Here is a 24,122-nt window from a genome sequence, read left to right on the forward strand (position 1 = left end):
TGCTTGCTCCATTCACCGCGCGATCAGGATGGCGCGGAAGTCATTGACATTGGTCAAGGTCGGCCCGGTGACCACGGCATCGCCGAGCGCCTCGAAGAAACCGTGGCCGTCGTTGGCCGAAAGTGCATCCTGCGGGCGGATACCAAGCTGCCAGGCGCGCGCCAGCGTGTCCGGGCCGGCCAGCGCGCCGGCGATTTCCTCCTGGCCGTCCACGCCATCGGTATCGCCCGCGATGGCGTACACGCCGGGTTCGCCGCGCAGCGTCAGCGCCAGCGACAGCAGGTATTCCACATTCCGCCCGCCACGCCCGTTGCCGCGCACGGTGACGGTGGTCTCGCCGCCCGAGAGCAGCACGCAGGGGGCCGTGAACGGCTGGCCGTGCCGCGCCACCTCCAGCGCCAGACCGCCCATGACCTTGCCGACATCGCGCGCCTCGCCCTCGATGGCATCGCCCAGCAGGTAGGCGCGCAGGCCGGCGCGACGCGCCACCTCGGCGGCGGCTTCCAGCGCCAGCCGGGGCGTGGCGATCAGCGTGGTGTCGATGTGCGGCAGGCGGGTATCGCCGGGTTTGATGGACTCGGCTGCATCCGCCTCCAGCACGGCGAGCACATGCGGCGGCACGTCGATGCCGTAGCGCCGGACGATGGCCAGCGCGTCGGCCCGGGTGGTCGGGTCGGGCACGGTGGGGCCGGAGGCGATGTCGATGGGGTCGTCGCCGGGCACATCGGACAACAACAGGTTGCAGACCCGTGCCGGATGGCAGGCCGCCGCGAGGCGCCCGCCCTTGATCGCCGACAGATGCCGGCGCACGGTGTTCATCTCGGAGATGGTCGCCCCGGACTTCAGCAGCGACTGGTTGACCACCTGCTTGTCCGCAAGCGACATGCCGGCCAGCGGCAGCGGCAGCAGCGCGGAGCCGCCGCCCGAGATCAGGCAGATGACGAGGTCGTCCTCGGTCAGCCCGGACACCCGTTCCAGCATGCGCTGCGCGGCGTGGAAGCCGGCGGCGTCCGGCACCGGATGGGCGGCCTCGACGATCTCGATGCGCGCGCAATCCACCGCGTAGCCGTAGCGCGTGACCACCAGCCCTTCCAGCCGTTCGAGCCGCTCCAGGGGATGGGGCCAGGCGTCTTCCAGCGCGCGGGCCATCGCGGCCGACGCCTTGCCGGCCCCGATCACAATCGTTCGCCCTTTCGGCGGCGGGGGCAGATGGGCGGCCAGCGTGCGCGCGGGCTGGGCGGCGTAGATGGCCGCCTGGAACATCTCGCGGAGCAGTTGGCCGGCCTGGGCGGCGTCCATGGCGGTGGTCGCTGTGGGGCTAGTTACCGGTGTCATCGGGTTAATGGAGCAGCGAGGCATGGGCGTCGCCGATGCGGGCCAGACGGGCGCCGACCCAGCGGAGGATGGCCACGCCGGCGGCAACGCCGATCAACACCTGGACGTAGAGCTTTCCCAGTAGCCTTCGAATCATGGCTGTCTCCTGCTAATTCGAATCTGAGGCGCCTGCGGACCGGCTCTGATGGCCGTTTTTCAAGTCCGCAGGGCAGGGCGAGCCGGGATACGGCTCGCAAAGGCCGCCCGGCCAGTGCCGGGGCCGTTGGCGGGCAGGGGGGCGGAAGCCGGGCGGGTTAAGCCGCCTTGGCCTGCTGGTTGGCGGCCAGGTAGTCGCAGACCGCCCTGGTCACCTGGACCGTGGTGGCCTTGCCGCCGAGGTCGCCGGTGTGCAGGGCCGGGTTGGCGGTCACGGCTTCGATGGCGGCCATCACGCGCTTGGCGGCGGCGTCTTCACCCAGGTGTTCGAGCAGCATCACCACGGACCAGAAGGTACCCACCGGGTTGGCGAGGCCCTTGCCCATGATGTCGAAGGCGGAACCGTGGATCGGCTCGAACATCGACGGGTAGCGGCGTTCCGGGTCGATGTTGCCGGTGGGCGCGATGCCGAGGCTGCCGGCCAGCGCGGCGGCGAGGTCGCTCAGGATGTCCGCGTGGAGGTTGGTGGCGACGATGGTGTCCAGCGTCTTCGGGCGGTTGACCATGCGCGCGGTGGCGGCATCGACCAGTTCCTTGTCCCAGGTCACGTCCGGAAAGTCCTTGGCCACTTCCACGGCCACCTCGTCCCACATCACCATGGCGTGGCGCTGGGCGTTGGACTTGGTGATCACGGTCAGCAGCTTGCGCGGACGCGATTGCGCCAGCTTGAAGGCGAAGCGCAGGATGCGTTCCACGCCCACGCGGGTCATCATCGACACATCGGTAGCCGCCTCGATCGGGTGGCCCTGGTGCACCCGGCCGCCCACGCCGGAGTACTCGCCTTCCGAGTTTTCGCGCACGATCACCCAGTTCAGGTCTTCCCGGGCGCAGCGCTTGAGCGGGCCGTCGATGCCGGGCAGGATGCGCGTCGGGCGCACGTTGGCGTACTGGTCGAAGCCCTGGCAGATCTTCAGGCGCAGGCCCCACAGCGTGATGTGGTCGGGGATCTGGTTGTCGCCGGCCGAGCCGAACAGGATGGCGTCCTTGCCGCGCAGGGCGTCCAGGCCATCGGCGGGCATCATTACGCCGTGCTGGCGGTAGTAATCGCCGCCCCAGTCGAAGTTCTCGAATTCGAACTGGAAGCCGGCGCCACCGGCGGCCAGCGCTTCCATCACTTCGCGGCCGGCGGGAACCACTTCCTTGCCAATGCCGTCACCGGGAATCGTGGCGATCTTGTACGTCTTCATCTTGTGTCTCCTGGTCAGAATCATCGCTGTCGTGCGTGGGACGGATTCTTGACCGTGGACGCGGTGTTGGATCGACGCTAAAGTTAAACCATCTTTAACCTGACATTAACAATGCCATGGGCGCAACGAGCGGTATCCAACCGTCCGAACTGGGCTTTTTCGCGGCGGTGGCCACGGCGGGCAGCCTGAGCGCGGCGGCGCGGGATCTTGGGATCTCCACGGCGGCGGTCAGCAAGCGGCTGGCCCAGATGGAGGCGCGTATCGGCATGCCGCTGCTGACGCGGACCACGCGCCGGATGGGGCTGACGCCCGAGGGGGAGGTGTTCCTGGAGCACGCGCGGCGCATCCTGGGCGAGATCGACGACCTGAGCCAGTTGCTGACCAGCGCCAAGGGGCGGCCGAGCGGCCTGCTGCGCGTGAACGCCACGCTGGGCTTTGGCCGCATGCATGTGGCGCCGGTCATCGCGGAGTACAGCCGGACCTATCCCGATGTCGATGTGCAGCTACAGCTGTCGGCGGACCCGCCGCCGCTGACGGAGGATGCCTTCGATGTCTGCGTGCGATTCGGGGAGCCGCCGGACGCGCGGATCATCGCCAAATTCCTGGCCCCGAACCGGCGCCTGTTGTGCGCCTCGCCCAAATACCTGCGTGAGCACGGCGTGCCGGCCACGCCGGGGGATCTGGCGCGGCACAACTGCATCGGCATCCGGCAGGGCAGCGATGCCTACGGGGTGTGGCGGCTGAGCTCGGGCAAGGGTGCCAAGCAGCGCACCGAGGCGATCCATGTGCGTGGCAATTTGACGACCAATGACGGCGAAATCGCCGTGCAGTGGGCGCTGGAGGGCCATGGCATCGTGATGCGCGCCGAATGGGATATCGAGCGCTACCTGCGCAGCGGGCGGCTGGTGCAGGTGTTGCCGCACTACGCCACCCCCGAGGCGAACATCTATGCCGTCTACCAGCAACGGCACCAGTTGTCGTCGCGCATCCGCCTGTTCGTGGAGTTCCTGGGCTCGAAGTTCAGCGAGTTTGGAACCTGATCGTTTGGAACCTGATCAGGCTTGCTGGATCGACGTGCGCAGGCTGCTCAAGCGGTCCAGCGCCTGGCGCAGTTCAGCGGTGAGCTGGGCGACCAGCGCGCCGGCGGGCAGGGTCCGGGCGAGCGGTACGGCCTGGCCGGCCCACTGCGCGGCGAACTCGCTGACGCCCTTGGCCTTGGCGGCGGCGTGCAGCGCCTTGCCGGCGTCATAGGTGACGGGGTAATCGGGAATCGCGGGGGCGCCCGGCGCCACGCCGAGCGCGGTGAAGCGGCTGGTGAAGCCCCGCGCGGCGCGGCCGGAAATCGCCCGCGTCAGCGTGGTGGAGCGCGGCTCGGCGGCGGTCAGGGCGGCGCGGTAGGCAGCGTCTGCCGATGACTCGTCGCAGGCTACGAAGGCGGTGCCCAGTTGCGCGGCCTGCGCGCCCAGCGCCAGCGCGGCGGCAATGCCGGCGCCGTCCATGATGCCGCCGGCCGCGATCACCGGCAGGCCGGTGCGCGCCACCAGCACGCGCACCAGTGCCAGCGTGCCCAGCCCTTCGTCGTCGCCCTCCGGATCGAACACGCCACGGTGCCCGCCGGCCTCGATGCCCTGCGCGATGATGCCGTCGATGCCGGCCGCCTCGATCTGGCGTGCCTCCCGCAGCGACGTGGCGCTGGCCAGCAGGATGATGCCGGCGGCGCGCAGCGCATCGATCTTCTCCTGCGCCGGCAGCCCGAAATGGAAGCTGACGACGGCAGGCTTTTCTTCCAGCAGCATCTGGAACATCGCCTCGTCGGCCACGAAGCTCTTGTAGATCTCGCGCAGGCTGGCAGGCGGCGTGGCCCCGAATTCGGCGAACTGCGGCGACAGGTATTGCAGCCAGGCGGCCTCCCGCGCCGCATCGGCCTGGGCCGGGGCGTGGCAGAACAGGTTGATATGGAACGGCTTGGCGGTCAGCGCGCGGGTCTCGCGGATGGCCTTGCGGGCGCCTTCGGCGTCCATCGCCCCGACCCCGAGCGAGCCCAGGCCGCCGGCTTCGGACACGGCGGCGGCCATGGCCGGCGTGCTGACGCCAGCCATCGGCGCCTGGATGATCGGCGTGGCGAGGTTGAGGAGGGAAACCAGATTGCGGGCGGCGGTGTTCATGGCTGGGCTTCGGGTTGGGTGGACGATGCTGGGGATTGGCCTTGCTGCGTTTCCCGCAATTCCCGCAGGAACGCCGTGTAGGCCGAGGTAGTGAAGCCGGCGCGCTTCACCAGGAAGGTGTGGACGGCTCTCACCGGCACGGTCTGGAGGTGGGCCATCTCGCGGTGCACCGCCAGCAGCGAGCGCGGCACGATGCCCACCGCCGAACCTGCGGCCACATAGGCCAGGATGGCGTGATAGGACGGCAGGTCGATCACCGAGAGGCGGCGGCGCATGTCGTCGCCAGCCTGCTCCAGCCAGTCTTCGGCGCATTGGCGGTAGGTGCAGCCGCGCGCGAAGGCAGCCAGCTGGTGCAGCGTGACGTCCTGCGGCCGGCGCACCGGCGGGTGCGTGGCAGGCAGCACCAGTACCAGTTCCTCGGTTTGCAGGTAGGTGCCGTCGAGGCCGTCGCCCATGTCCTTCAGGTCGATGTCTTCCGGCGCGCCCGTACCCGGGTGCGCCACCACCGCGCAGTCGAGCCGATGGCCAAGCACGGCATCGACCAGCGCCTGCGAGGTGCCCGTGGTCAGCTTCAGTTCCACATCCGGCCAGCGGGCGTGGAAGCTGCCCAGCGGGCGGGGCAGCAGCGTGGCGGCCGAGCTTTCCATCGAACCGAGCCGCAGCGGGCCGCTTGGCGCGTTGGTGCGCATCGACTGCCGCGCCTCGTCGGCCAGCGCCAGCAGGCGGTCGGCATAGTCGAGCAGGCGGCCGCCTTCCGGGGTGAGCAACATCTTCTTGCTGTCGCGCTGGAACAGGCTGACGCCAAGGCTCTCCTCGAGCTGCTTCACGCGGGTGGTCACATTCGACTGCACCCGGTCTAGCCGCTTGGCGGCGCGTGTGATGCTTTGCTCACGCGCCACCGCCCGGAAGATCTCCAGTTCTGCCAGTTCCACGATTTACGTTCTTCAAAAAAGAATGAAAACAAATGAAGTATCGTGAATGAAGAACGTCAAGTCAAGATGATCAGCTTAGTGGCCGGCGCTCTGGCCACCATCGACGTGCAGGATCTCGCCCGTCACAAACGGGGCGGTCTCCAGGAACAGCACGGCGTTGGCGATATCGCGCATTTCGCCCATATGGCCCACCGGGTGAAGCGCGCCGAGTGCCTCGTGGGTTTCCGGGGCATGCATCGGGGACTTGATGATGCCGGGGGACACGGCGTTCACGCGGATGCCGGTCTTGGCGTACTCGATGGCCAGGGACTTGGTGGCGGCGTTGATGCCACCCTTGGTCAGCGAAGCCAGCACCGACGGCACGCCGGCGATGGCGTGATCGACCAGGCTGGTGGTGATGCTGACCACGTGGCCGCTGCGCTGCTTTTCCATCTCGGCGATGGCCAGTTGGGTGATGTGGAAGAAGCCGGACAGGTTCACGTTGGTCACGGCGGCGTAGTCCTGCGCGGTGTACTGCGTGAACGGCTTGGCCACGAAGATGCCGGCGTTGTTGACCAGCGAGTCGATGCGGCCGAAGGCTTCCAGCGCCTTGGCCACCACGCGGCGGGCGGTGTCGGGGTCGCCGATGTCGCCGGGGACGATGGCGATATCGGGATCGTCGGTCGGCTTGATATTGCGTGCCGTGGCCACCACGCGGTAGCCGCGCTCACGGTAAGCCTTGACCAATTCGGCGCCAATACCTTGGGATGCGCCAGTCACGATGACAACTTTTTGCGAGGACATTTCAGATTCTCCTGGTAGGGATTCGGCGTGTTTGCCTTGGGCTCAAATCTAGTAGAGCCGGCCCCAACGAAGAAGGCATCGCCCACATCAACAGTTTTGCGCGGCGGGAACAAGTCAGGAGGACGGGGGGGTGGACGGCAAAAAAAACGCGCGCCGGCGGGGAGCCGGACGCGCGCTTAGGGGAGCTTAGGGAGGGAACTGCAGTGATTGTGATTCTTAACGCTGTCAGCGCTTGTCCACGTCCAGCACGGCCTGGGCGAACGCCACCGGCGCTTCCTGCGGCAGGTTGTGGCCGATGCCGCCGGTCAGGTCGCGGTGCTCGTAGCGGCCCGTGAACTTGCTGGCATAGGCGCTGGGCTTGGGGTGGGGTGCGCCGTTGGCGTCGCCTTCCATGGTGATGGTCGGGATGCCGATGGTCGGCGCCGTGGCCAGGCGCTTCTCGAGGTCGTCATACTTCGCCTCGCCCTTGGCCAGGTCCTGCCGCCAGCGGTAGTTGTGGATGGTGATGGCCACGTGGTCGGGGTTGTCGAAGGCGGTGGCGCTGCGGTTGAAGGTGGCATCGTCGAAATCCCACTTCGGCGAGGCCAGCTTCCAGATCAGCTTGGCGAAGTCGTGCGTGTACTTCTGGTAGCCGGCGGCGCCACGGTCCGTGGCGAAGTAGAACTGGTACCACCATTGCAGCTCGGCCTCGGGCGGCAGCGGCACCTTGCCCGCCGCCTGGCTACCGATCAGGTAGCCGCTCACCGAGACCAGGCCCCGGCAACGGTCCGGCCACAGCGCGGCCATGATGTCGGCGGTGCGCGCGCCCCAGTCGAAGCCGGCGACCACGGCGTTCTGGATCTTGAGGGCGTCCATCAGGGCGATCATGTCGGCGGCAATCGCCGACGGCTGGCCATTGCGCATGGTGTCCGGCGACAGGAAGGTGGTCGTGCCATAGCCGCGCAGGTAGGGCATGATCACCCGGTAGCCGCGCGAAGCCAGCAGCGGCGCCACATCGACGAATGCGTAGATGTCGTACGGCCAGCCGTGCAGCAGCAGCGCCACGGGGCCATTGGCCGGGCCGGCTTCGGCGTAGCCGACGTTGAGCACCCCGGCCTGGATCTGCTTGAGCGGGGCGAAGCTGGTGTGGCTGCCCGGCTTGGAGGCCGGCAGCGCCGCGGCCTTGGTGATGGCGGACTGCGCCTGCGCGGCTTGCGACAGCGTCAGTTGCGCAGCAGCCAGCGTTGCGGCGGCGGCGCCCAGGAAACCGCGACGGGGCAAATCGATTTTTTCCGACATGTTGTTCCTCTCTCCTCGGGTCAGTGATGAAACTGACACGAAGTCTATGAGGCCATGGCAAGTGCCATGTGTCGGAAAGCACGGTTTTTGTATCGCTGTGTATATGGCGACGCCTGACAGACACGCGGATGCAGAAACCGGGGCTCCCTACAGCCGCCGATGGGCGAAATGCCCGCGCCGGGCCTCGGCCATCAGGGTGGCGAACTGCTCGGTGCTCATGTGCACCACGGCCTCGCGGTCCCCGGCTTCGAAGTAGACGTCGGGATGGGTCATCAGGCTGTCATCGAGCCAGGTCTGCGTGCCGTAGGCCATGCCTACCGGGGGCAGCGCGCCGGGGTCGCAGTCCCGGAACACCTCGTGCACCCCCTCCGCGCGCGCCCGGGCCAGCTGGCGGCCGGTCTGCTCGCAGATCTCCGAGAGTTTCAGGTGATGGGTGGCGGGGATCACGGCGGCGAGGTAGCCCCGGTTGTCCTCCAGCAGCACCGTGCGGGCCAGCCGGTCGCCGGGAATCGACACAGGCCGGGCGGGCGCCGTGCCATCGGGGCTGCCGTGCCGGTGGACGGTCTCGAACCGGCTCTGCGTCTTGCTCAGGCACCTTGCCAGGGCGGTGGACATGGTCATGAGGGCAACCTCCGAGCGTGGATCGCTACAGTTGTCTGGAGTACGGGAACTATAGGACAAGCGCCGGACGGCACTTGGTTGGGGCTAACCCGAGCATGGCGGGGTGACCCATAGCAAGCCGCTATCGAAGCGATTGCAATCGTCACATTTGGTTGGCGGCGGGTCTCAACTATATTTTGTGTGCGGCAGGCTTGCCGAGGCAGGCCCACGTGGAAGCGTCGACGCGGAAAGACTAGAACTAGCGTTGGGTACCCCCCAAAGGAGATCGCATGTCTTACGAAAAGTGTCCCTTCAACCATGCCGCCGGAGGCGGCACCACCAACAAGGACTGGTGGCCCCAGCAGTTGCGGCTGGATCTGCTCAGCCAGCACTCGGACAAGTCCAATCCACTGGACAAGAGCTTCAACTATGCCGAGGCGTTCAAGAGCCTCGACCTCGCCGCGGTCAAGCAAGACCTGACGGCACTCATGACCGACTCGCAGGACTGGTGGCCCGCGGACTTCGGCCACTACGGCGGGTTGTTCATCCGCATGGCCTGGCACAGCGCCGGCACCTACCGCATCGGCGATGGCCGGGGGGGTGGCGGGCGTGGCCAGCAACGGTTCGCCCCGCTCAACAGCTGGCCGGACAACGTGAGCCTGGACAAGGCGCGCCGGCTGCTCTGGCCGATCAAGCAGAAATACGGACAGAAGATTTCGTGGGCGGACCTGATGATCCTGGCGGGTAACGTCGCCCTGGAAAGCATGGGATTCAAGACCTTCGGCTTCGCCGGGGGCCGCGAAGATACCTGGGAACCGGACCAGGACGTGTATTGGGGGAATGAAAAGACCTGGCTGGGCGGCGATGTCCGCTATGGCAAGGGCGCGGCGGGCAAGGATGACGATGGCGGCGTGCTGGTGGCCGACGTGCAGAAGCACGGCCAGGAAGTCAGCCGGACCGACCCCGGCCGCTACCTGGAGAATCCGCTCGGCGCGGTGCAGATGGGTTTGATCTATGTGAACCCGGAAGGGCCGGACGGCAATCCGGACCCGATCGCCGCCGCGTACGACATCCGCGATACCTTCGGCCGGATGGCCATGGATGACGAGGAAACCGTGGCGCTGATCGCCGGCGGCCACAGCTTCGGCAAGACCCACGGCGCCGCGCACCCCGAGAACGTGGGCGACGAACCGGAGTCTGCCGAACTGGAACTGCAGGGCCTGGGCTGGCGCAACAAGTTCGGCACTGGCTGCGGCCCGGACACCATCACCAGCGGCCTGGAAGTCACCTGGTCGAATACGCCGACGAAGTGGGGGAACAGTTTCTTCGAGAACCTGTTCAACTTCGAGTACGAGTTGACCAAGAGCCCGGCCGGCGCCAACCAGTGGATCGCCAAGGACGCGCCGGAGACGGTGCCGCACGCCTACGACCCGGCCAGGAAGCTCAAGCCGACGATGCTGACCACGGATCTGTCGCTGCGCTTCGATCCCATCTACGAGAAGATCTCGCGGCGTTTCAAGGACGACCCGCAGGCGTTTGCCGATGCCTTCGCCCGTGCTTGGTTCAAGCTGACCCATCGGGACATGGGCCCGCGCGCGCGCTATCTCGGCCCGGAAGTTCCGGCCGAGGAACTGCTCTGGCAGGACCCGATCCCGCCGGTGGACCATCCGCTGGTCAATGACCAGGACGTGGCGGGGCTCAAGCAGAAGATCCTGGCTTCGGGGCTGTCGGTCTCGGAACTGGTATCCACGGCCTGGGCGTCGGCGTCGACCTTCCGCGGCTCGGACAAGCGCGGCGGCGCCAACGGGGCGCGTATCCGCCTGGCGCCGCAGAAGGACTGGCCGGCCAACAACCCGGATCAGCTCGGCAAGGTGCTGAAGACGCTGGAAGGCATCCAGGGCGCGTTCAACGGTGCGCAGTCGGGCGGCAAGAAGATCTCGATGGCGGACCTGATCGTGCTGGCGGGCAGCGCCGGCATCGAGAAGGCGGCGGAGGCGGGCGGCCAGAAACTGACCGTGCCGTTCACGCCGGGCCGCATGGATGCGTCGCAGGACAAGACCGACGTCGAGTCGGTGGGCGCCCTGGAGCCGAAGGCCGATGGCTTCCGCAACTACCTCGACCCCAAGGTGCAGGCGCCGGCGGAAGCCATGCTGATCGACAAGGCGCAGCTGCTGACCCTGACCGCCCCGGAAATGACGGCGCTGATCGGCGGGCTGCGCGTGTTGAAGGTGCATAGCGGCAAGGATGCCCACGGCGTGTTGACCGATCGCCCGGAAACGCTGACCAACGACTTCTTCCGCAACCTGCTGGATATGGGCGTGCAGTGGAAGCCCGTGTCACGCAATGTGTTCGAGGGCAGCGACAAGTCCGGCAAGGTCCGCTGGACCGGCTCGCGGGTGGATCTGGTGTTCGGCTCGCACTCGCAGCTGCGGGCGCTGGCGGAGGTCTACGCCAGCGAGGACGGCAAGGAGAAGTTCGCCAAGGACTTCGTGGCGGCGTGGGTCAAGGTGATGAACCTGGACCGGTTTGATCTGAAGAAGTAAGGCAGTCAGGCGGGAAGGGCGCCGGACGAGGGTCCGGCGCCCCGCGCCCCGCTTCAGGCTGCCACGCTCATGGCGAGATCCATGGGCTCAGCCCCCTCCGCCGTGTTGGCGGCCTCGGCACCATCCACATCGAGCCACTGGTTGACCGCCCCCCGCACCGTTTGCGCCAGCGCCTGCTTGCGGCGCCAGGCGGAGCGCTTTTTCGAGGCGATCTCGGTGATGTCGCGCTCGGGCTGTCGCACCGGGACCTCGATATTGCCGGCGGCGTTGGGCGCGCCGTGATACTCCATCCAGAATCCTTCGTAGTCGGACTGGATCTCGCGCGGCGTATGGCGCTGGCGGCCAACGTGATTCGCGCGCGACACCGCCGTCACGCGGCGCGCGCCGACATGGCTGGCCAGGGCCAGCAGCGCTTCCATGACGACGTCCTTGGGCCGCAGGCCTTCGCAGGCGCGCGTGGCAATGCGAATGCGCTCCCGGGCGGTTTCGCCCATCGTGCCCTGCAAGCCGCCGATGAACACCTCGGGGCCGGCCGGCCCCTGGCGCAGGTAGAAACTCAGCTGCGCCAGACAGATGCCGGCTTCCCGGTCGATCCAGTAGAACGCAAGTTCGCCTTCCTTGGGATTGGGGCCGGGATCGGCCAGGCGCAACTGGTAGCCGCCATCCGGCGAAGTCCAGGTCATGCCGCCTGACATATAGATACGGTCGCAGACGCAGGCCGGCACCATGGCGGCCATGACCGCGTAGTGCTCGATCAACAGCCGGGCGCGTTCGTAGAAACACAGGCCCAGCGCACCGAGCGGCCGGAACGGCTTCTCCAGCACCAGCGGCCGGGCGGCGGCCACGCGCTGCAACAGCGCGCAGGACGCCGCCGCGCCAAGCCACAGTCGTGCGGCACTGCCCCGCACAGTGGCCGCCGCCAACAGCCGCAGCCGCCGCGACAGCCATTTGCGGCTGCCTAGCGGATAACAGAACGATGACACCGAGGCCACGGCAGTCAAATATTTCAGATACCGGCCCGGCAAATGCTCAAAACGTCCCCCCGCGCGGGCTTGGGAAAGCCCCCGCAGTGTCAAAAATGATCTTTGCACGACTTAACGCTCCCCTGATTCACGTGCCGTTCCTTCGATGGGAACTGGCTACGCATATGGCTTTCCCTGTCCGCAAACGCCCAAAAGGGGCGCCAGGTATGGCTAGCCCGTCACTTTTTTGTTGTCGTGCGGGGTGTGTGGGCCAGCTCGTAATATTTCGTAACGCTTTGAAATATTCCCGGTTGACAGGGGAGTACCCGGAGGAACGGCCATCCTCCTTCAGAGGGATGTGTCGTAAGAGACATAAAACAGACACATGGCGTTAGAATCCTCGCCGCCGCGCATTCCAGCATAGGAATGCCGAGGGTCCAAGAAGTCGAAAAATCAAAGCAATTTTTGGGGAAATCCATGAAGAGGATGGGAAATCTGGTGGCCTGCGTCATGCTGGCCGGGGTTCTGGCCGCCTGTGGTGGCGGTGATGGCGATGGTGGCAGCACGCTTAACGTGAGCGCCACCGGCAGCGCCACGCAGGGCACCAGCGTCGGCGCCGGGGGTAGTACGACGCTGAGCGTGCAGTCGAGCGACTTTATTCGTCTGCAAACCAGCCAGCCGGTGCGCTGGCAGGCTGTGATTACGAGCGACAAGACGACGGTTACCAACCAGGTGCTGACCGAGACCCAGTGGTCCGGCAATCTGGTCAGCCCCACCGGCGATTCCATCAACCTGACGGCGACGCTGGTCAGCGATCCGTCCAAGGTGTTCACGCTGAAGATCGCCGTGGCGCCGCAGCGCTACAACGCCGGGCCGTACACGGTGGGCCAGGTGGCGACGTTCGCGGAGACGCAAGTCCGTTTCAATGGCACCTCGACCGTCGAGAACCTGGCCTACACCGTGGCGGCCGTGAATAACGGGCTGGCGACGATCACCAGCGCCAACGCGGACACAAGCGCCCCGGACACCAGCTACGTGCAGGATCTGGATCGCAACCGCCTGTCGCGCACGTACACCAATGGCAATGTGTGCACGTATTCGCCCAAGCGCGCGCTCTACGACATGCCGCTGTACGTGGGCAAGAGCTGGACCGGGTCGTGGAACTACGCCTGCCAGATGGGTTACGCCGAAAAGGGCGCGGTGGTCGGCAATGTGCAGGCGTATGAAAGCGTCACGACGCCTGCCGGCACGTTCAACGCGCTGCGCATCGCCTTCACGGTGACGTACACCAACTCGAACGATATCCAGCTGCCCAATGGCAACACCGGCAACGCTACCTACAAGGAGACGATCCTTGGCTGGTGGGCGCCGGAGCTGGGCCGCATCGTCAAGTGGCAGTCGAACTATTCGTACGCGGCCGGCTTCTCGAATCCGACGTACATGACGACGTACACGCAGGTGCTGACGAACCTCCGTTGATCGTCCGCTGAAGACGCACGCGTAGCAGGGCTCCCCGCGACGGGGAGCCTGATCACCGCCCGGTGATTCTCAGGTAGCCTATGCGGGGCAAACCTGCCCGCCTCAAATCCCACGCCAATGCCAACTGCCGTCCGCAACTCGCTTGTCTGGATTTTCGATGCATTCGAGCGGGACCCCAGCTACATCCGCAAACGGATGTTCGGCAGCGATGCCGCCTATCTAGACGGGAACCTGTGCCTGATCGCAGCGGACCGCGACGACCCATGGAACGGACTGCTGGTGTGCACCTCGCAGGAGCACCACGCCGCCCTGATAGCGGACATGCCGGCGTTGCGGCCGCACCCGGTACTCGGCAAATGGCTCTATGTGCCCCAGGCCGATCCGGCGTTCGAGGAGAGCGCCGACTGGCTGGTGGCACGCGTGCTGGAGCGGGATGCGCGCGTGGGCGTGGAGCCAAAGCCATCCCGGCGGCGGAAGGGATCTGCGCTGCCGAAGGGCGATTAGGGGAGGCGGTAAGGGGAGTCTCACGATACCGAGCGGATCGTGCCGCCGTCGACGCGTTGTAGTCCGGCAGACCCGCCCCGGGTTGGCCAGCCAGGCCGCCACCGATCTGGATCACGCGGCCCCAGCCGCGCTCGCGCATCCCCGGGACAAAGCGCTGGATCATCCGCACGGCAGACAGGACATTGGCCTCGAAGGTCTCGGTCCATTGGTCGGGCAGCGCAGTCGTCCAGTTATGCTCGTAGCGGCCGGCATTGTTGACCAGGATGTCGACAGCGCCGCCTTCGCGGGCCTGTGTGGCGACGGCATCGGCGCCGGCCACTGGGCAAGAAGGGCACGGCGACTCGCCAGAGCATCCTGGATGCCGCTCGGCAGGCGTTCACGGCATCGGGCTACGACGTGGGGGTCCGGGAGATCGCCGAGGCGGCCGGCGTGACGGCGATGCTGGTCAATCGATACTTCGGATCGATTGACCAGCTGTTCGAGGAGGTGGTGGATACGGTGCTGGCCGCGCCCGGCATCGTGACGGCGGAGGTCATGGACAATCGATCCGCCATGCAGGCATTCTGCAGGGAACTGGCGCGCGGTTTGGTGACGCGGACCATGCCCGACGCCACGCCCATGGATGGCTTCCTGATCCTGCTGCGTACGGCAAACAACCCCAAGGCTTCGGCGATTCTGCGCGACAAGTTCGAGCAGGTTTTCGCGCAGCCGCTGGCCGCGCGGCTACCCGGCCCCCAGGCCAGCCAACGCGCCGCCATGCTGCTGGCCGTGATTGCGGGCGTTCAACTCATGCGTCAGGTGGTAGAGATGACAGGGCTGACCGAAGCGGATCCGGAGGACCTGGCCAGGCAGCTGGAAGGGATTTTCTGTTTGTTGGCCGGCATCACGCTGCCGGCATAGCATCTCGATGCAATTGCAAATAATCCGGTCTATCCCGACAAGATGATGTGTCGATAATCGTCAAGCTGTGTACGTCTATCAGCAACGACTGTGAGGATGCGCATGCAGGCCACGCTTAACGGCACCGAGCTCTTCTTTGACGTGGATGGCGAGGGGTTTCGCCCGGAGCAGGGCGCACTGGTGCAAAAGCCGGTGCTGGTGGTGATCCACGGCGGCCTTGGCTTTGACCATGGCTACCTGAAGCCGGGATTGTCCGCGCTGCGCGATCAAGCGCAACTGATCTATGTCGATCTCCGTGGGCAAGGGCGCTCGGGGCGCCCGCCGCTGGAGACCTGCACGCTCGAACAGATGGCCGATGATGTCGCGGCGTTGTGCGCGTATCTCGGCGTGGGGCGGGTGCACGTGTTTGGCCATTCGGCCGGCGGCTTCGTCGCCATGCATTTGGCGCTGCGCCATCCGGCGCTGGTACGGGGGCTGGTCCTTTGCGGCAGTTCGCCAACCGTGCAGCCGATCATGGACGACAGCGAAGAACCAGCGCCAACGCTGGCCTCGCGCGCCGGGCCCGAAACGATGGCGGTGGCGGCCCGCGTGTTTTCCGGCGACATTACCGCCGAAAGCGTCGAGGCATTCTTTCGCGAGGTGGGCCCCTATTATGCGGCGCCAGCGCACATGGACGTGCCCCCGGCGCTCACCGCGCTCAGCATCGCTTCAGTCGACATGATGCGGCATTTCATGACGGTCATTGCGCCGTCATACGACTTGCGGCCTCTGCTGGGTGGGGTGGCCGCCCGAACCCTCGTGCTGGTTGGCAAGTACGACTGGGTGTGTCCGCCCCGCGCCAGCCGCGCCATTGCGCGCGGCATCCCGGGCGCGGTGCTGGTGGAGTTCGATGAGGCGGGCCACTTTCCGTTCTCCGAGACGCCGGCGGCGTTCATCGACGTGATGGCGAATTACTTCGTGGGCAAGAACGCCAGCCGCGCTGGTTTGCTTTTTTCCGCTTTGAATGGCAGGGAGGGATCGTGACTGAACTATGGCGCCTATCGGCAACTGAACTGGCCTCGCGCATCCGGCGTCGCGAGGTGTCTGCCCGCGAAGCAGCAACGTCTGCGCTCGAGCGTCTCGACGCCGTTAACCCGCTGATCAACGCGGTGGTCGCACATCGCCCGGAGTCGGTCCTGGCGCAGGCGGATGCCGTTGACGCGGCGCTGGCACGCGGTGAGGACCCGGGACCGTTGGCGGGCGTACCCGTCACTACAAAGATCAATACCGATCACGCGGGCTTCGCGACGACAAACGGCACACGTCTGCAGGAGGGACTGGTTGCGCAGCACAACAGTCCGGCCGTCGACAACCTTGCCCGCGCGGGCGCCGTGCTGCTTGGCCGCAGCAACTCGCCCACGTTCGCGCTGCGCTGGTTTACCGACAACCGCGTCCATGGTCATACGCGCAATCCGCGCAATCCCACGCTCACCCCGGGAGGGTCGAGCGGTGGCGGGGCGGCGGCGGTGACCGCGGGGATTGGGTGTATCGCACTGGGCACCGATATCGGCGGCTCTATCCGCTACCCGGCGTACGCATGCGGCATCCACGGGCTGCGGCCGTCGTTTGGCAGGGTGCCGGCTTTCAATGCCTCCTTGCCGGAGCGCCCGATCGGTGCCCAGTTGATGTCCGCAACAGGGCCCATGGCACGTACGGTGGAGGATCTTGAGGTTGCGCTGACGGCCATGTCCGCGCCCGATGTGCGCGATCCCTGGTGGGTGCCTGCGCCGCTGCGGGGTCCCGAAACGGCGTTGCGGGCGGCGCTCTGTCTACGGCCCGGTGGCATGGAGATCGCCCCGGAAGTGGAAGCTGCGCTGCTTGATGCGGCGCGGCGGCTGGTGGACGCGGGTTGGACCGTCGAAGAGATCGACGACACGCCGCTGATCCGTGATGCGGCCGAAGTTCAGGAGCGACTGTGGCTCGGCGACGGATTCCCTGCGCTCGTCGACGCGGTTACCCGGGATGGCGATCCCGGCGCGCGGGCCGTGGTCGAGGGCGTGCGTGCCAAGGTCAGCGCGATGCCCGCTGACGTCGTCAACAGCGCCCTGGTGCGCCGCACCACGCTGACGCGTCATTGGCGCGCATTCCTTGCCAGATACCCGGTGCTGCTGCTGCCCGTCTCGGGAGAGCTACCGTTCCCGGACGGACTCGACATGCAGGGCAAGGCGGGCTTCCAGCGGGTCTGGGAAGCGCAGCTGACCATGCGGGCGCTGCCAGCGATGGGGCTGCCGGGGCTCGTCGTTTCCACGAACCTGGTGGACTCGGTGCCCGTCGGCGTACAGATCGTCGCCAGCCATTTCCGGGAGGACTTGTGCCTGCTGGCAGGGAAGGCGATCGAAGCGCGCGGCACGCCGGCTGCTCCGATCGATCCGCACCTTGTTGCTTCCCGACCTTTCCCTGTCGATCCAGCTTTGTAGCTATCCGGCGCTGGCGCGCAATGCGCGTATTGCCGCCGGCGCGCCATGCAGGAACATGTCCACCTTCTGACGGATCAGGGCATCCATGTCGGTCGGCACCTTGAGACCGTAGATCCACTTGCGGACGCCAATATAGAAGATGGCCGCGTGCAGGCTCCAGATCATCTCGATTTCCGCCTCGGTCTCTTCCGCTTTGCGCGGGGCCTCAATCCCGAAAGCGTCCCTGACTTCGGCCAGCACAGGCAGGAAGACCTTGCTGCGCAGCTTGCTGAGGTATTTCTTGTTGATGCCTTCGTGAGTCAGGCCGGCGAAGATGAATAGCCGGATCCATTCTTCGCGGAGGATCACCGACGAATAGTCGAGGTAAAAGGCATGGAGCCGTTCCGCCAGAGGCATCGAACGGTCGGTGATCTGCCGATCCCAGTCAGGGCGCCATTGGAAGACCTCGTTGTACACGCGCTCAATGAGTGCCTCCTTGCTTTCGAAATAACGATAAAGCAGGGGTTGCGTGACACCGATCTGTCGGGCCAGTTCCCGGGTACTGCCCCCAAAGCCGTTTCGGGTGAAATGCTCGATCGCCTTCTCGACGATCTGCTTCTCGCGTTCCTCGGGCAGCAGCCGTCGCGTAGACTTGACGGGAGCCTCTTCCGTGGTTGATCCAGTAGCTGAGTCCATGACGTTCTCTCTCGCCAATGCGATGTCGATGATGTCCGGATTCTACCAATCGACCGATAAATGGGAAGATGGGCGACTGCAGAAGGTCTGCGCCGCCCGCTTCCCGATGGAAGGTGCAACCCTAGCCAACGGTCTTGCTGCTGATACCCAGCTCACAATCCACACGCTGGTTTTGATACGCCGCGCGTTCCCACGCACCCCGCGCCGACCGGTCGGTCACCGAGAACACGTAGATGCCCGCAAACGCCACCAGCATGGAGAACAGGGCCGGATATTCGTACGGATAGATGGCCGAGGCATGCCCCAGCACCTGCACCCAGACGGTCGGGCTCAGGATCGTCAATACCACGGCCGTGATCAGACCGAGCATTCCACCGACCACCGCGCCGCGCGTGGTCAGCCCTCGCCAGTAGATCGACAGCAGCAGCACGGGAAAATTGGAGCTGGCGGCGATGGAAAATGTCAGGCTGACGATAAAGGCGATGGTCTGCTTCTCGAACAGGATGCCGAGCAGGATCGACAGCACACCCAGCACCAGCGTAGTCATACGCGACACCCGCATCTCGTCCTTGTCGGACGCCTTGCCCCGGCGGATCACCGTCGCATAGAGGTCGTGCGAGATCGCGGATGAGCCCGCCAGTGTCAGCCCGGCAACCACGGCCAGGATTGTCGAGAACGCTACGGCGCAGATAAAACCGAGGAAGACGTTTCCACCCACGGCATGCGCGAGATGCACAGCCACCATGTTGACCCCGCCAATCACGGCACCGGCGCTGTTGTGATACAGCGGATCCTGGGCGACCAGCGCGATGGTGCCAAAGCCGATCACGATGATCATGGCGTAGCCCATGCCGACGATGCCGGTGGCGTAGAGCACGCTCTTGCGCGCAGCCTTGACGTTGCTGACGGTAAAGAAGCGCATCAGGATGTGCGGCAGGCCGGCAGTGCCGAAGATCAGCGCCAGGCCCAGCGAAACGGCTGACACCGGATCGGAGACCAGGCCGCCAGGGCGCATGATGGCGTCGTGCTTGCCGTGGGCAGTAATAGCGTGCTCGAAGAGAGTATTCAGGCTGAAGCCGAAGTGGCGCATGACCATGAAGGCCATGAATGCACAACCGGCCAGCAGCATGACGGCCTTGATGATCTGGATCCACGTGGTGGCCAGCATGCCCCCGAAGAACACGTAGACGACCATCAGCACGCCGACCAGGACCACTGCCGAGGTGTAGCTGAAGCCGAACAGGAGTTCCACGAGTTTGCCAGCGCCGACCATCTGGGAGACCAGGTACAGCAGCACGATCACGATCGAGCTCAATGCCGAGAAGCCACGGATGGGACGCTGCCTGAGCCGGTATGACAGCACATCGGCCAGCGTGTAGCGCCCGAGGTTGCGCAGGGGTTCCGCGATCAGGAACAGGATGATCGGCCAACTGGCCAGGAATCCGATTGAATAGATCAGGCCGTCGTAACCGCTGGTGAAGACCAACGCCGAAATGCCGAGCAGCGACGCGGCAGACATGTAGTCGCCGGCAATCGCCCAGCCATTTTGCATGGCCGTGATCTTGCCGCCGGCAGCGTAGTGGTCGGCCACACTGTGGTTGCGCTTGGCCGCCCAACGTGTCACGACCAGTGTGGCGGCGACGAACGCGACGAACATGGCGATGGCGATCAGGTTCAGGCCCTGGCCGACCGGTGGCGTGGCTGCCAGGGCGGGAGTCGCCGCAACAAGCGGAACAAGAAGGAGGGTAGCTGCAATCTTCGAGCGCTTCATGGCTGGTCTCCCTTGCGGATCTGCGTGATCATCTTGTCGTAGACGGTATTGCTGCGATATACATAGATGGCCACCAGTGCGAAAGTGAAGGCGAACATGCCGAACCCGATGGGTATGCCGACGCTCATGGGCTGCCCGGCTGTCAGCGGCACGGCAAGCAGATCCGGGCGGAAGGCCAGGGTGAGAATGAAGCCGAAGTAGACCACCAGCATGGCTGCGGTGAGCGACCAGGAGAAACGACGGCGCGCGCGATGCAGGCGCTCGAAGCCTGGCTGGCTCAGGATGGGATGCGGGACCACGGGCGGGTCCGTTTCGGCGAGGTCAAGATTGACTGGATAGGCGGCTGCCTGGGGCATGATGTTGTCTCCGGTATGTTTGTTTTCCGGCGCAGATCAGAAGCGCCGTGACACGGCGGTCTCGCGCATGACCGCTTCGGGCGTGCGATAGCGTTCGGCCATCTCACGATCCTGTTCACCCTTGAGCTGCGCCTGCATGTAGGCACCCAGATGGCGTGCGTGCTCGACGACCGCCCGGCCTACCTGTACGCGTTCGGTGCTGTACGCCTCGAGCGCCGCTTCGACAGACGGATGTCCGGCAAGCGCGCGGACCAGTGCGATGGCGTCGCCGGCCGCTTTCGTCACCCCCATGCCGCAATGCGGGCGTGCAACGAACGCGGCGTCACCGAGCAGCGCGATCCTGCCGAAGGCCATGCGGGGCACGCTCAGATCGAAAATCGGCTGAAAGAGCGGTTGCCTGGTCTTCCTGACGATCTCCGCGAACTGCGGCGCCAGCAGCTCGGCCGCGGCGCTTTGCATGTCGTCGAGCACCTCGGCGCGGATCAGGCCCGGTGGAATGCCATTGGCCCAGTACTTGCCCGCAGCGTCAGTCAGCAGATCGGGAAGTTCGTCATCCTCGCGCGTGGCGCGATACCACACGAAGTTGAAGCGGCGGCGACCTGGCTCGATGCTGTTGCCGTCGCCCGCCACCGGATAGCCAAGGATCTGCTCGTGAGGGGGCAGGCAGAAGGCAAACTTGTCGAAGATGGCCGCGTGCGTGTTGGACGTAATCTCTGCCTCATCGACCAGACCGCGCCAGGCAACATATCCGGCGTACTCCAGGCCGACCGAAGGCAGTAGCTGTTCGCGTATCCCCGAGCGGAAGCCGTCGGCGGCGATGACCATGTCGGCCCGACGGGTCGAGCCGTCCTGCAGCCTGACGACCGCATGGTCGGCATGAGAATCGACAGCGGTCACGGTGACGCCGGTGCGGTAGGCTCCGGCAAACGCTTTGCCCAGCACGTCATACATCTTGCCCCAGGCCGTCAGTGTCTGGGGCATCTGGCGATCCGATACCAAGGCGCCGTCGCGTGCGAGCGTGACCCGGGTATTGACGTGCACGCCAATGGTGTCGTCGACCACCACGCCGACGGTCGCCAGTGCCTCGAACAGTTCCGGATGCGTGACGATGCCGGCACCCCGCCCGGTCAATGCTTCCGGCGTCCGCTCGAGGATCTCGACCTCCCAGCCTTCGCGCTGAAGCATGCTGGCGGCAAACAATCCACCCAGCGAGCCGCCTACGACGATCGCTTTTGGTTGCCTTTGCAGTACGGATTTCATGCCTCGGCTCCCGTTGCAGCTTGCGCCGGATTCGGCAACTGCAGGCCCGCCACCTCGGCGGCTGGGTAGTTGAGCTCGATCGTGACCCCCGAAGGATCTTCGATGAAGACCTGGTGGAGGCCGAGGCTCGGCACGGTGCGGTCGCGCCAGGGGATGCCCTCGGCGCGCAGGTTGTCCCACATCTGCGCGACCCCCGTGGCAAGAAAGGCAATGTGGTCGAGCGCGCCGGTACCGGACGCGGGTAGGGACTTGTCGCCGAGGTAGGCAGCCAGCCCCGCAGGATTGCCAGGATCGACGCCAATGATGTGGACGCATCCGTAATCACGTTCGTCATCGCCCATATAGAGCCAGGCGCCGGGAAAGTCGAACGGGGGGCGGTAGCCACGCCGGAAGCCCAGCACACGTTCGTAGAACGCGCAGGACCGTTCCAGGTCAGTGGTGCGAATGGAAAAATGCGCAAGCTTGGTCAGTGCCATCGTTGCCTCCTTTAAATTATCGAACGATCATTGATCGATTGATAAATGATAGGGCGGAAGGCGCAGCAGGCCAAGGGGCGGGAAGGGTGGTACTTACCCTGATTCGACGCCCATCGGATGCGGCGCGCGGGATACTATCTGCCGGAATGCCGGCGTGGCGCACAGTTCATATCGAACTGCGTCGCGCTTCCCAAATGACCATGAGTTATCAATCGATCATCCCTGGAAGATGGACAAGCTGCTTGCACTGAAGATGTTCGTTGAGACCGTGGATGCGAAGGGCTTCTCCGCCGCGGCACGACGCCTCGAACTGGCGACTTCGTCGGTCACGCGCGCGCTCGACGGCCTTGAGGCGTCACTGGGCGCGGTTTTGCTGAATCGGTCCACACGGCTCATCACCGTCACCGAGGCCGGCGCAGCCTATTACCAGCAGGCCCGGAAGATTCTCGATGCCGTGGAGGAAGCCGACGCGTTGATCGCAGATCGGGGCGAGGAGCCGGTTGGGCGCTTGCGCGTGTCGCTACCCGTGGCGTTTGGGCGGCGATGCATTGCTCCCTATCTAGGCGACTGGCTAGCGAAGTTTCCGAAACTCGAGGTGGAGGTTACGCTGACCGACGACATCATCGACCTGATCGGCGAGCGGATTGACCTCTCCGTACGGCTGGGCAGCCCGGCGTCTTACGATAACGTCGTCGCGCGGGAGATCGGACGCTTTCGCCGTCGCGTGGTGGCCAGCCCGGCCTATCTGGAGAGACAGGGTGTCCCCGCTGAACCGGGCGAGTTGCTCCATCATCGCTGTCTGCGGTTCAGCTATGGCGCGCGGGATCAGGTTTGGACCTTCCGCCAGGACGGCAGTGAGACAACAGTTCCGGTCAACGGACATTTCCGCAGCAACAACGCCGAGGTATTGCGCGAGATCGCGCTGGCGGGCGAGGGCATCGGCCTGCTGCCCGACTGGCTCGTCGATGACGATATCGACAATCAGCGGCTGACGCCTTTGTTTGACGCGTGGTCTGTCAATCCTGACCAGACAAGCTCGGCCATCTCCGCGCTGTATCTGCCGAACCAGCGCGGCTCGCGGCGGATTGCCGCATTCCTGGCATTCCTGGCGACATTGCCCGGGCCGACGCGCCGCCAGGAATGATTCAGGCAAGCGCCGGATAGTCGGTGTAGCCGGCGGCAGTGCCGCCAAAGAACGTCTCCGGATTGGGGATATTGAGCGCCGCAGAGGTCTTGAGGCGGCGGGGCAGATCGGGATTGGCGATGAACGGCCGTCCGAACGCGACGATGTCGGCGCGCCCATCGGCAATCGCGCGCTCCGCGGACGCACCGTCGTAGCCGCCAGCCAGCATCAGCACGCCGCGGAATTCGGCACGCATCCTGCGCATGATGGCATCCCAGCGCGGGTCGGCAGCTTCGTCCTTTACCGTACCGACCATCGCCGGCTCCACCAGGTGCAAATAGGCGAGCGACGCGTCATTGAGGCGGCGCGCGATATAGGGGAACGTGGCCTCGGGCGCGGCATCGCCCATGCCCATGAACCGGCCCATCGGCGTGAGCCGGACGCCCACATGTTCCGCGCCGATCTCTGACGTCACGGCCGCCACCACCTCCAGTAGCAGGCGCGCGCGATTCTCGATGCTGCCGCCATAGGCGTCGGTGCGATGGTTGCTTTCAGAGTTGATGAACTGGTCCAGCAGATAGCCATTTCCCGCATGGATTTCCACGCCGTCCATGCCTGCGTCCATGGCATTCCGCGCGGCCACGCGGTAGTCATGCACGATCGCCGCGATACCCTCCACGGTCAGCGCTTGCGGCGTCGGGATGTCGCCCCATACGCCATTCCCATCGGCGTCGACGATGAACGTCTTGCCGGGCACTGGAAGCGCGCTCGGAGCCACCGGCAGGGCGCCGCCAGGTTGAAACGACGGGTGCGAAACACGACCGACGTGCCACAGTTGCAGGAAAATCCGGCCGCCTGCGGCATGGACGGCGTTTGCCACGGCGCGCCACCCTTCAACCTGCTCGGCGGTGTAGATGCCCGGCGTCCAGGCATAGCCCTGGCCCTGCTGCGAGATCTGGGTGGCCTCGGTAATGATCAGTGCCGCCGATGCACGTTGCCGGTAGTACTCGACGTTCATGGCATTGGGCACGTTGCCTGGCTGGCCAGCGCGCGAGCGCGTCAATGGCGCCATGGCGACCCGATGGGGCAGGGGCAATTGCCCGATCGTGATGGGCGAAAACAGCTGGGATGTCATGATGATG

Annotated in this window: 23 protein-coding genes and 1 pseudogene; 8 read left to right on the forward strand and 16 right to left on the reverse strand. The window is 65.7% G+C overall.

Features of this window, described 5'->3' with window-relative positions:
* Positions 1–12: 12 nt before the first annotated feature.
* From AB4120_RS05725 to AB4120_RS05735, 3 genes are all read right to left on the reverse strand, one after another.
* Positions 13–1,299: a glycerate kinase type-2 family protein gene (locus AB4120_RS05725; protein ID WP_441641979.1), complete on the reverse strand. Its 1,287-nt coding sequence runs from the start codon at positions 1,297–1,299 to the stop codon at positions 13–15.
* 40 nt (positions 1,300–1,339) lie between these two features.
* Positions 1,340–1,471 carry a hypothetical protein gene (locus AB4120_RS05730; RefSeq protein WP_262389600.1) on the reverse strand — a complete coding sequence of 44 codons (132 nt, stop codon included), beginning with the start codon at positions 1,469–1,471 and terminating at the stop codon, positions 1,340–1,342.
* A gap of 157 nt (positions 1,472–1,628) precedes the next feature.
* Positions 1,629–2,717 (reverse strand): tartrate dehydrogenase, encoded by a 1,089-nt coding sequence (locus tag AB4120_RS05735; RefSeq protein WP_149136005.1) that lies wholly within the window; start codon positions 2,715–2,717, stop codon positions 1,629–1,631.
* A 116-nt stretch (positions 2,718–2,833) separates the two neighbouring features.
* On the opposite strand from AB4120_RS05735, the gene AB4120_RS05740 reads away from it, so the two are divergent.
* Positions 2,834–3,757 carry a LysR family transcriptional regulator gene (locus AB4120_RS05740; RefSeq protein ID WP_149136004.1) on the forward strand — a complete coding sequence of 308 codons (924 nt, stop codon included), beginning with the start codon at positions 2,834–2,836 and terminating at the stop codon, positions 3,755–3,757.
* Positions 3,758–3,772: 15 nt separating this feature from the next.
* On the opposite strand, the gene AB4120_RS05745 is transcribed toward AB4120_RS05740, so the two are convergent.
* The 5 genes from AB4120_RS05745 to AB4120_RS05765 all read right to left on the reverse strand — a co-directional run bounded on the left by AB4120_RS05745 (position 3,773) and on the right by AB4120_RS05765 (position 8,496).
* A complete protein-coding gene (locus AB4120_RS05745; RefSeq protein WP_441641980.1) occupies positions 3,773–4,882 on the reverse strand; it encodes an NAD(P)H-dependent flavin oxidoreductase in 1,110 nt (369 codons plus the stop codon).
* Positions 4,879–5,814: a LysR substrate-binding domain-containing protein gene (locus AB4120_RS05750; RefSeq protein ID WP_149136002.1), complete on the reverse strand. Its 936-nt coding sequence runs from the start codon at positions 5,812–5,814 to the stop codon at positions 4,879–4,881. Before AB4120_RS05750 ends, AB4120_RS05745 begins: the two co-directional genes overlap by 4 nt.
* Before the next feature lie 75 nt (positions 5,815–5,889).
* Positions 5,890–6,597 (reverse strand): SDR family NAD(P)-dependent oxidoreductase, encoded by a 708-nt coding sequence (locus AB4120_RS05755; RefSeq protein ID WP_441641981.1) that lies wholly within the window; start codon positions 6,595–6,597, stop codon positions 5,890–5,892.
* A gap of 225 nt (positions 6,598–6,822) precedes the next feature.
* A complete protein-coding gene (locus AB4120_RS05760; RefSeq protein ID WP_149136001.1) occupies positions 6,823–7,875 on the reverse strand; it encodes an alpha/beta fold hydrolase in 1,053 nt (350 codons plus the stop codon).
* Between the two features lie 147 nt (positions 7,876–8,022).
* Complete coding sequence (locus AB4120_RS05765) at positions 8,023–8,496, reverse strand: aminoacyl-tRNA deacylase (protein ID WP_149136000.1); 474 nt, start codon at positions 8,494–8,496, stop codon at positions 8,023–8,025.
* A 269-nt stretch (positions 8,497–8,765) separates the two neighbouring features.
* Between AB4120_RS05765 and katG the strand changes: the two genes are divergently transcribed.
* The gene (gene katG, locus AB4120_RS05770; protein ID WP_441641982.1) at positions 8,766–11,018 is read left to right on the forward strand and encodes a catalase/peroxidase HPI; all 2,253 of its coding nucleotides are present in this window, start codon (positions 8,766–8,768) and stop codon (positions 11,016–11,018) included.
* Between the two features lie 53 nt (positions 11,019–11,071).
* Here katG and AB4120_RS05775 read toward each other — a convergent pair whose 3' ends face one another.
* A complete protein-coding gene (locus tag AB4120_RS05775; RefSeq protein WP_441642018.1) occupies positions 11,072–12,010 on the reverse strand; it encodes a VirK/YbjX family protein in 939 nt (312 codons plus the stop codon).
* A gap of 447 nt (positions 12,011–12,457) precedes the next feature.
* Here AB4120_RS05775 and AB4120_RS05780 point away from each other — a divergent pair, with 447 nt between their 5' ends.
* Positions 12,458–13,459, forward strand: coding sequence for a hypothetical protein (locus AB4120_RS05780; protein WP_149135999.1), 1,002 nt, complete (start codon positions 12,458–12,460; stop codon positions 13,457–13,459).
* A gap of 117 nt (positions 13,460–13,576) precedes the next feature.
* Positions 13,577–13,963, forward strand: a complete 387-nt coding sequence (locus AB4120_RS05785; RefSeq protein ID WP_149135998.1) for a hypothetical protein — start codon at positions 13,577–13,579, stop codon at positions 13,961–13,963.
* 100 nt (positions 13,964–14,063) lie between these two features.
* Here AB4120_RS05785 and AB4120_RS05790 read toward each other — a convergent pair.
* A pseudogene (locus tag AB4120_RS05790) lies at positions 14,064–14,282 on the reverse strand (SDR family NAD(P)-dependent oxidoreductase); the annotation flags it as partial.
* Here AB4120_RS05790 and AB4120_RS05795 point away from each other — a divergent pair.
* From AB4120_RS05795 to AB4120_RS05805, 3 genes are all read left to right on the forward strand, one after another.
* Entirely contained in the window at positions 14,255–14,863 is a 609-nt protein-coding gene (locus tag AB4120_RS05795) for a TetR/AcrR family transcriptional regulator (RefSeq protein ID WP_441641983.1), read from the forward strand. The pseudogene AB4120_RS05790 and the gene AB4120_RS05795 sit on opposite strands and share 28 nt — an antisense overlap.
* A gap of 102 nt (positions 14,864–14,965) precedes the next feature.
* Entirely contained in the window at positions 14,966–15,886 is a 921-nt protein-coding gene (locus tag AB4120_RS05800) for an alpha/beta fold hydrolase (RefSeq protein WP_187645149.1), read from the forward strand.
* A complete protein-coding gene (locus tag AB4120_RS05805; RefSeq protein WP_441641984.1) occupies positions 15,883–17,319 on the forward strand; it encodes an amidase family protein in 1,437 nt (478 codons plus the stop codon). Before AB4120_RS05800 ends, AB4120_RS05805 begins: the two co-directional genes overlap by 4 nt.
* Here the strand turns inward: AB4120_RS05805 and AB4120_RS05810 are convergent, their stop codons facing one another.
* From AB4120_RS05810 to AB4120_RS05830, 5 genes are all read right to left on the reverse strand, one after another.
* On the reverse strand, positions 17,320–17,994 hold the full coding sequence (locus AB4120_RS05810; RefSeq protein ID WP_149135995.1) for a TetR/AcrR family transcriptional regulator: 675 nt from the start codon (positions 17,992–17,994) through the stop codon (positions 17,320–17,322).
* Positions 17,995–18,115: 121 nt separating this feature from the next.
* Positions 18,116–19,765 (reverse strand): cation acetate symporter, encoded by a 1,650-nt coding sequence (locus AB4120_RS05815; protein ID WP_149135994.1) that lies wholly within the window; start codon positions 19,763–19,765, stop codon positions 18,116–18,118.
* On the reverse strand, positions 19,762–20,121 hold the full coding sequence (locus AB4120_RS05820) for a DUF485 domain-containing protein (protein WP_149135993.1): 360 nt from the start codon (positions 20,119–20,121) through the stop codon (positions 19,762–19,764). The genes AB4120_RS05815 and AB4120_RS05820 overlap by 4 nt, the downstream gene beginning before the upstream one ends.
* Before the next feature lie 36 nt (positions 20,122–20,157).
* Positions 20,158–21,381: an FAD binding domain-containing protein gene (locus AB4120_RS05825; RefSeq protein ID WP_149135992.1), complete on the reverse strand. Its 1,224-nt coding sequence runs from the start codon at positions 21,379–21,381 to the stop codon at positions 20,158–20,160.
* A complete protein-coding gene (locus tag AB4120_RS05830) occupies positions 21,378–21,857 on the reverse strand; it encodes a VOC family protein (protein ID WP_149135991.1) in 480 nt (159 codons plus the stop codon). The genes AB4120_RS05825 and AB4120_RS05830 overlap by 4 nt, the downstream gene beginning before the upstream one ends.
* A 229-nt stretch (positions 21,858–22,086) precedes the next feature.
* On the opposite strand from AB4120_RS05830, the gene AB4120_RS05835 reads away from it, so the two are divergent.
* Positions 22,087–23,001, forward strand: a complete 915-nt coding sequence (locus AB4120_RS05835; protein ID WP_149135990.1) for a LysR family transcriptional regulator — start codon at positions 22,087–22,089, stop codon at positions 22,999–23,001.
* 1 nt (position 23,002) lies between these two features.
* Here AB4120_RS05835 and AB4120_RS05840 read toward each other — a convergent pair whose 3' ends face one another.
* Complete coding sequence (locus tag AB4120_RS05840; RefSeq protein ID WP_441641985.1) at positions 23,003–24,115, reverse strand: alkene reductase; 1,113 nt, start codon at positions 24,113–24,115, stop codon at positions 23,003–23,005.
* Positions 24,116–24,122: the final 7 nt, after the last annotated feature.

The organism is Cupriavidus sp. 2KB_3 (genome assembly GCF_052115685.1).
In the GTDB taxonomy this organism is placed as follows: Bacteria; Pseudomonadota; Gammaproteobacteria; order Burkholderiales; family Burkholderiaceae; genus Cupriavidus; species Cupriavidus campinensis.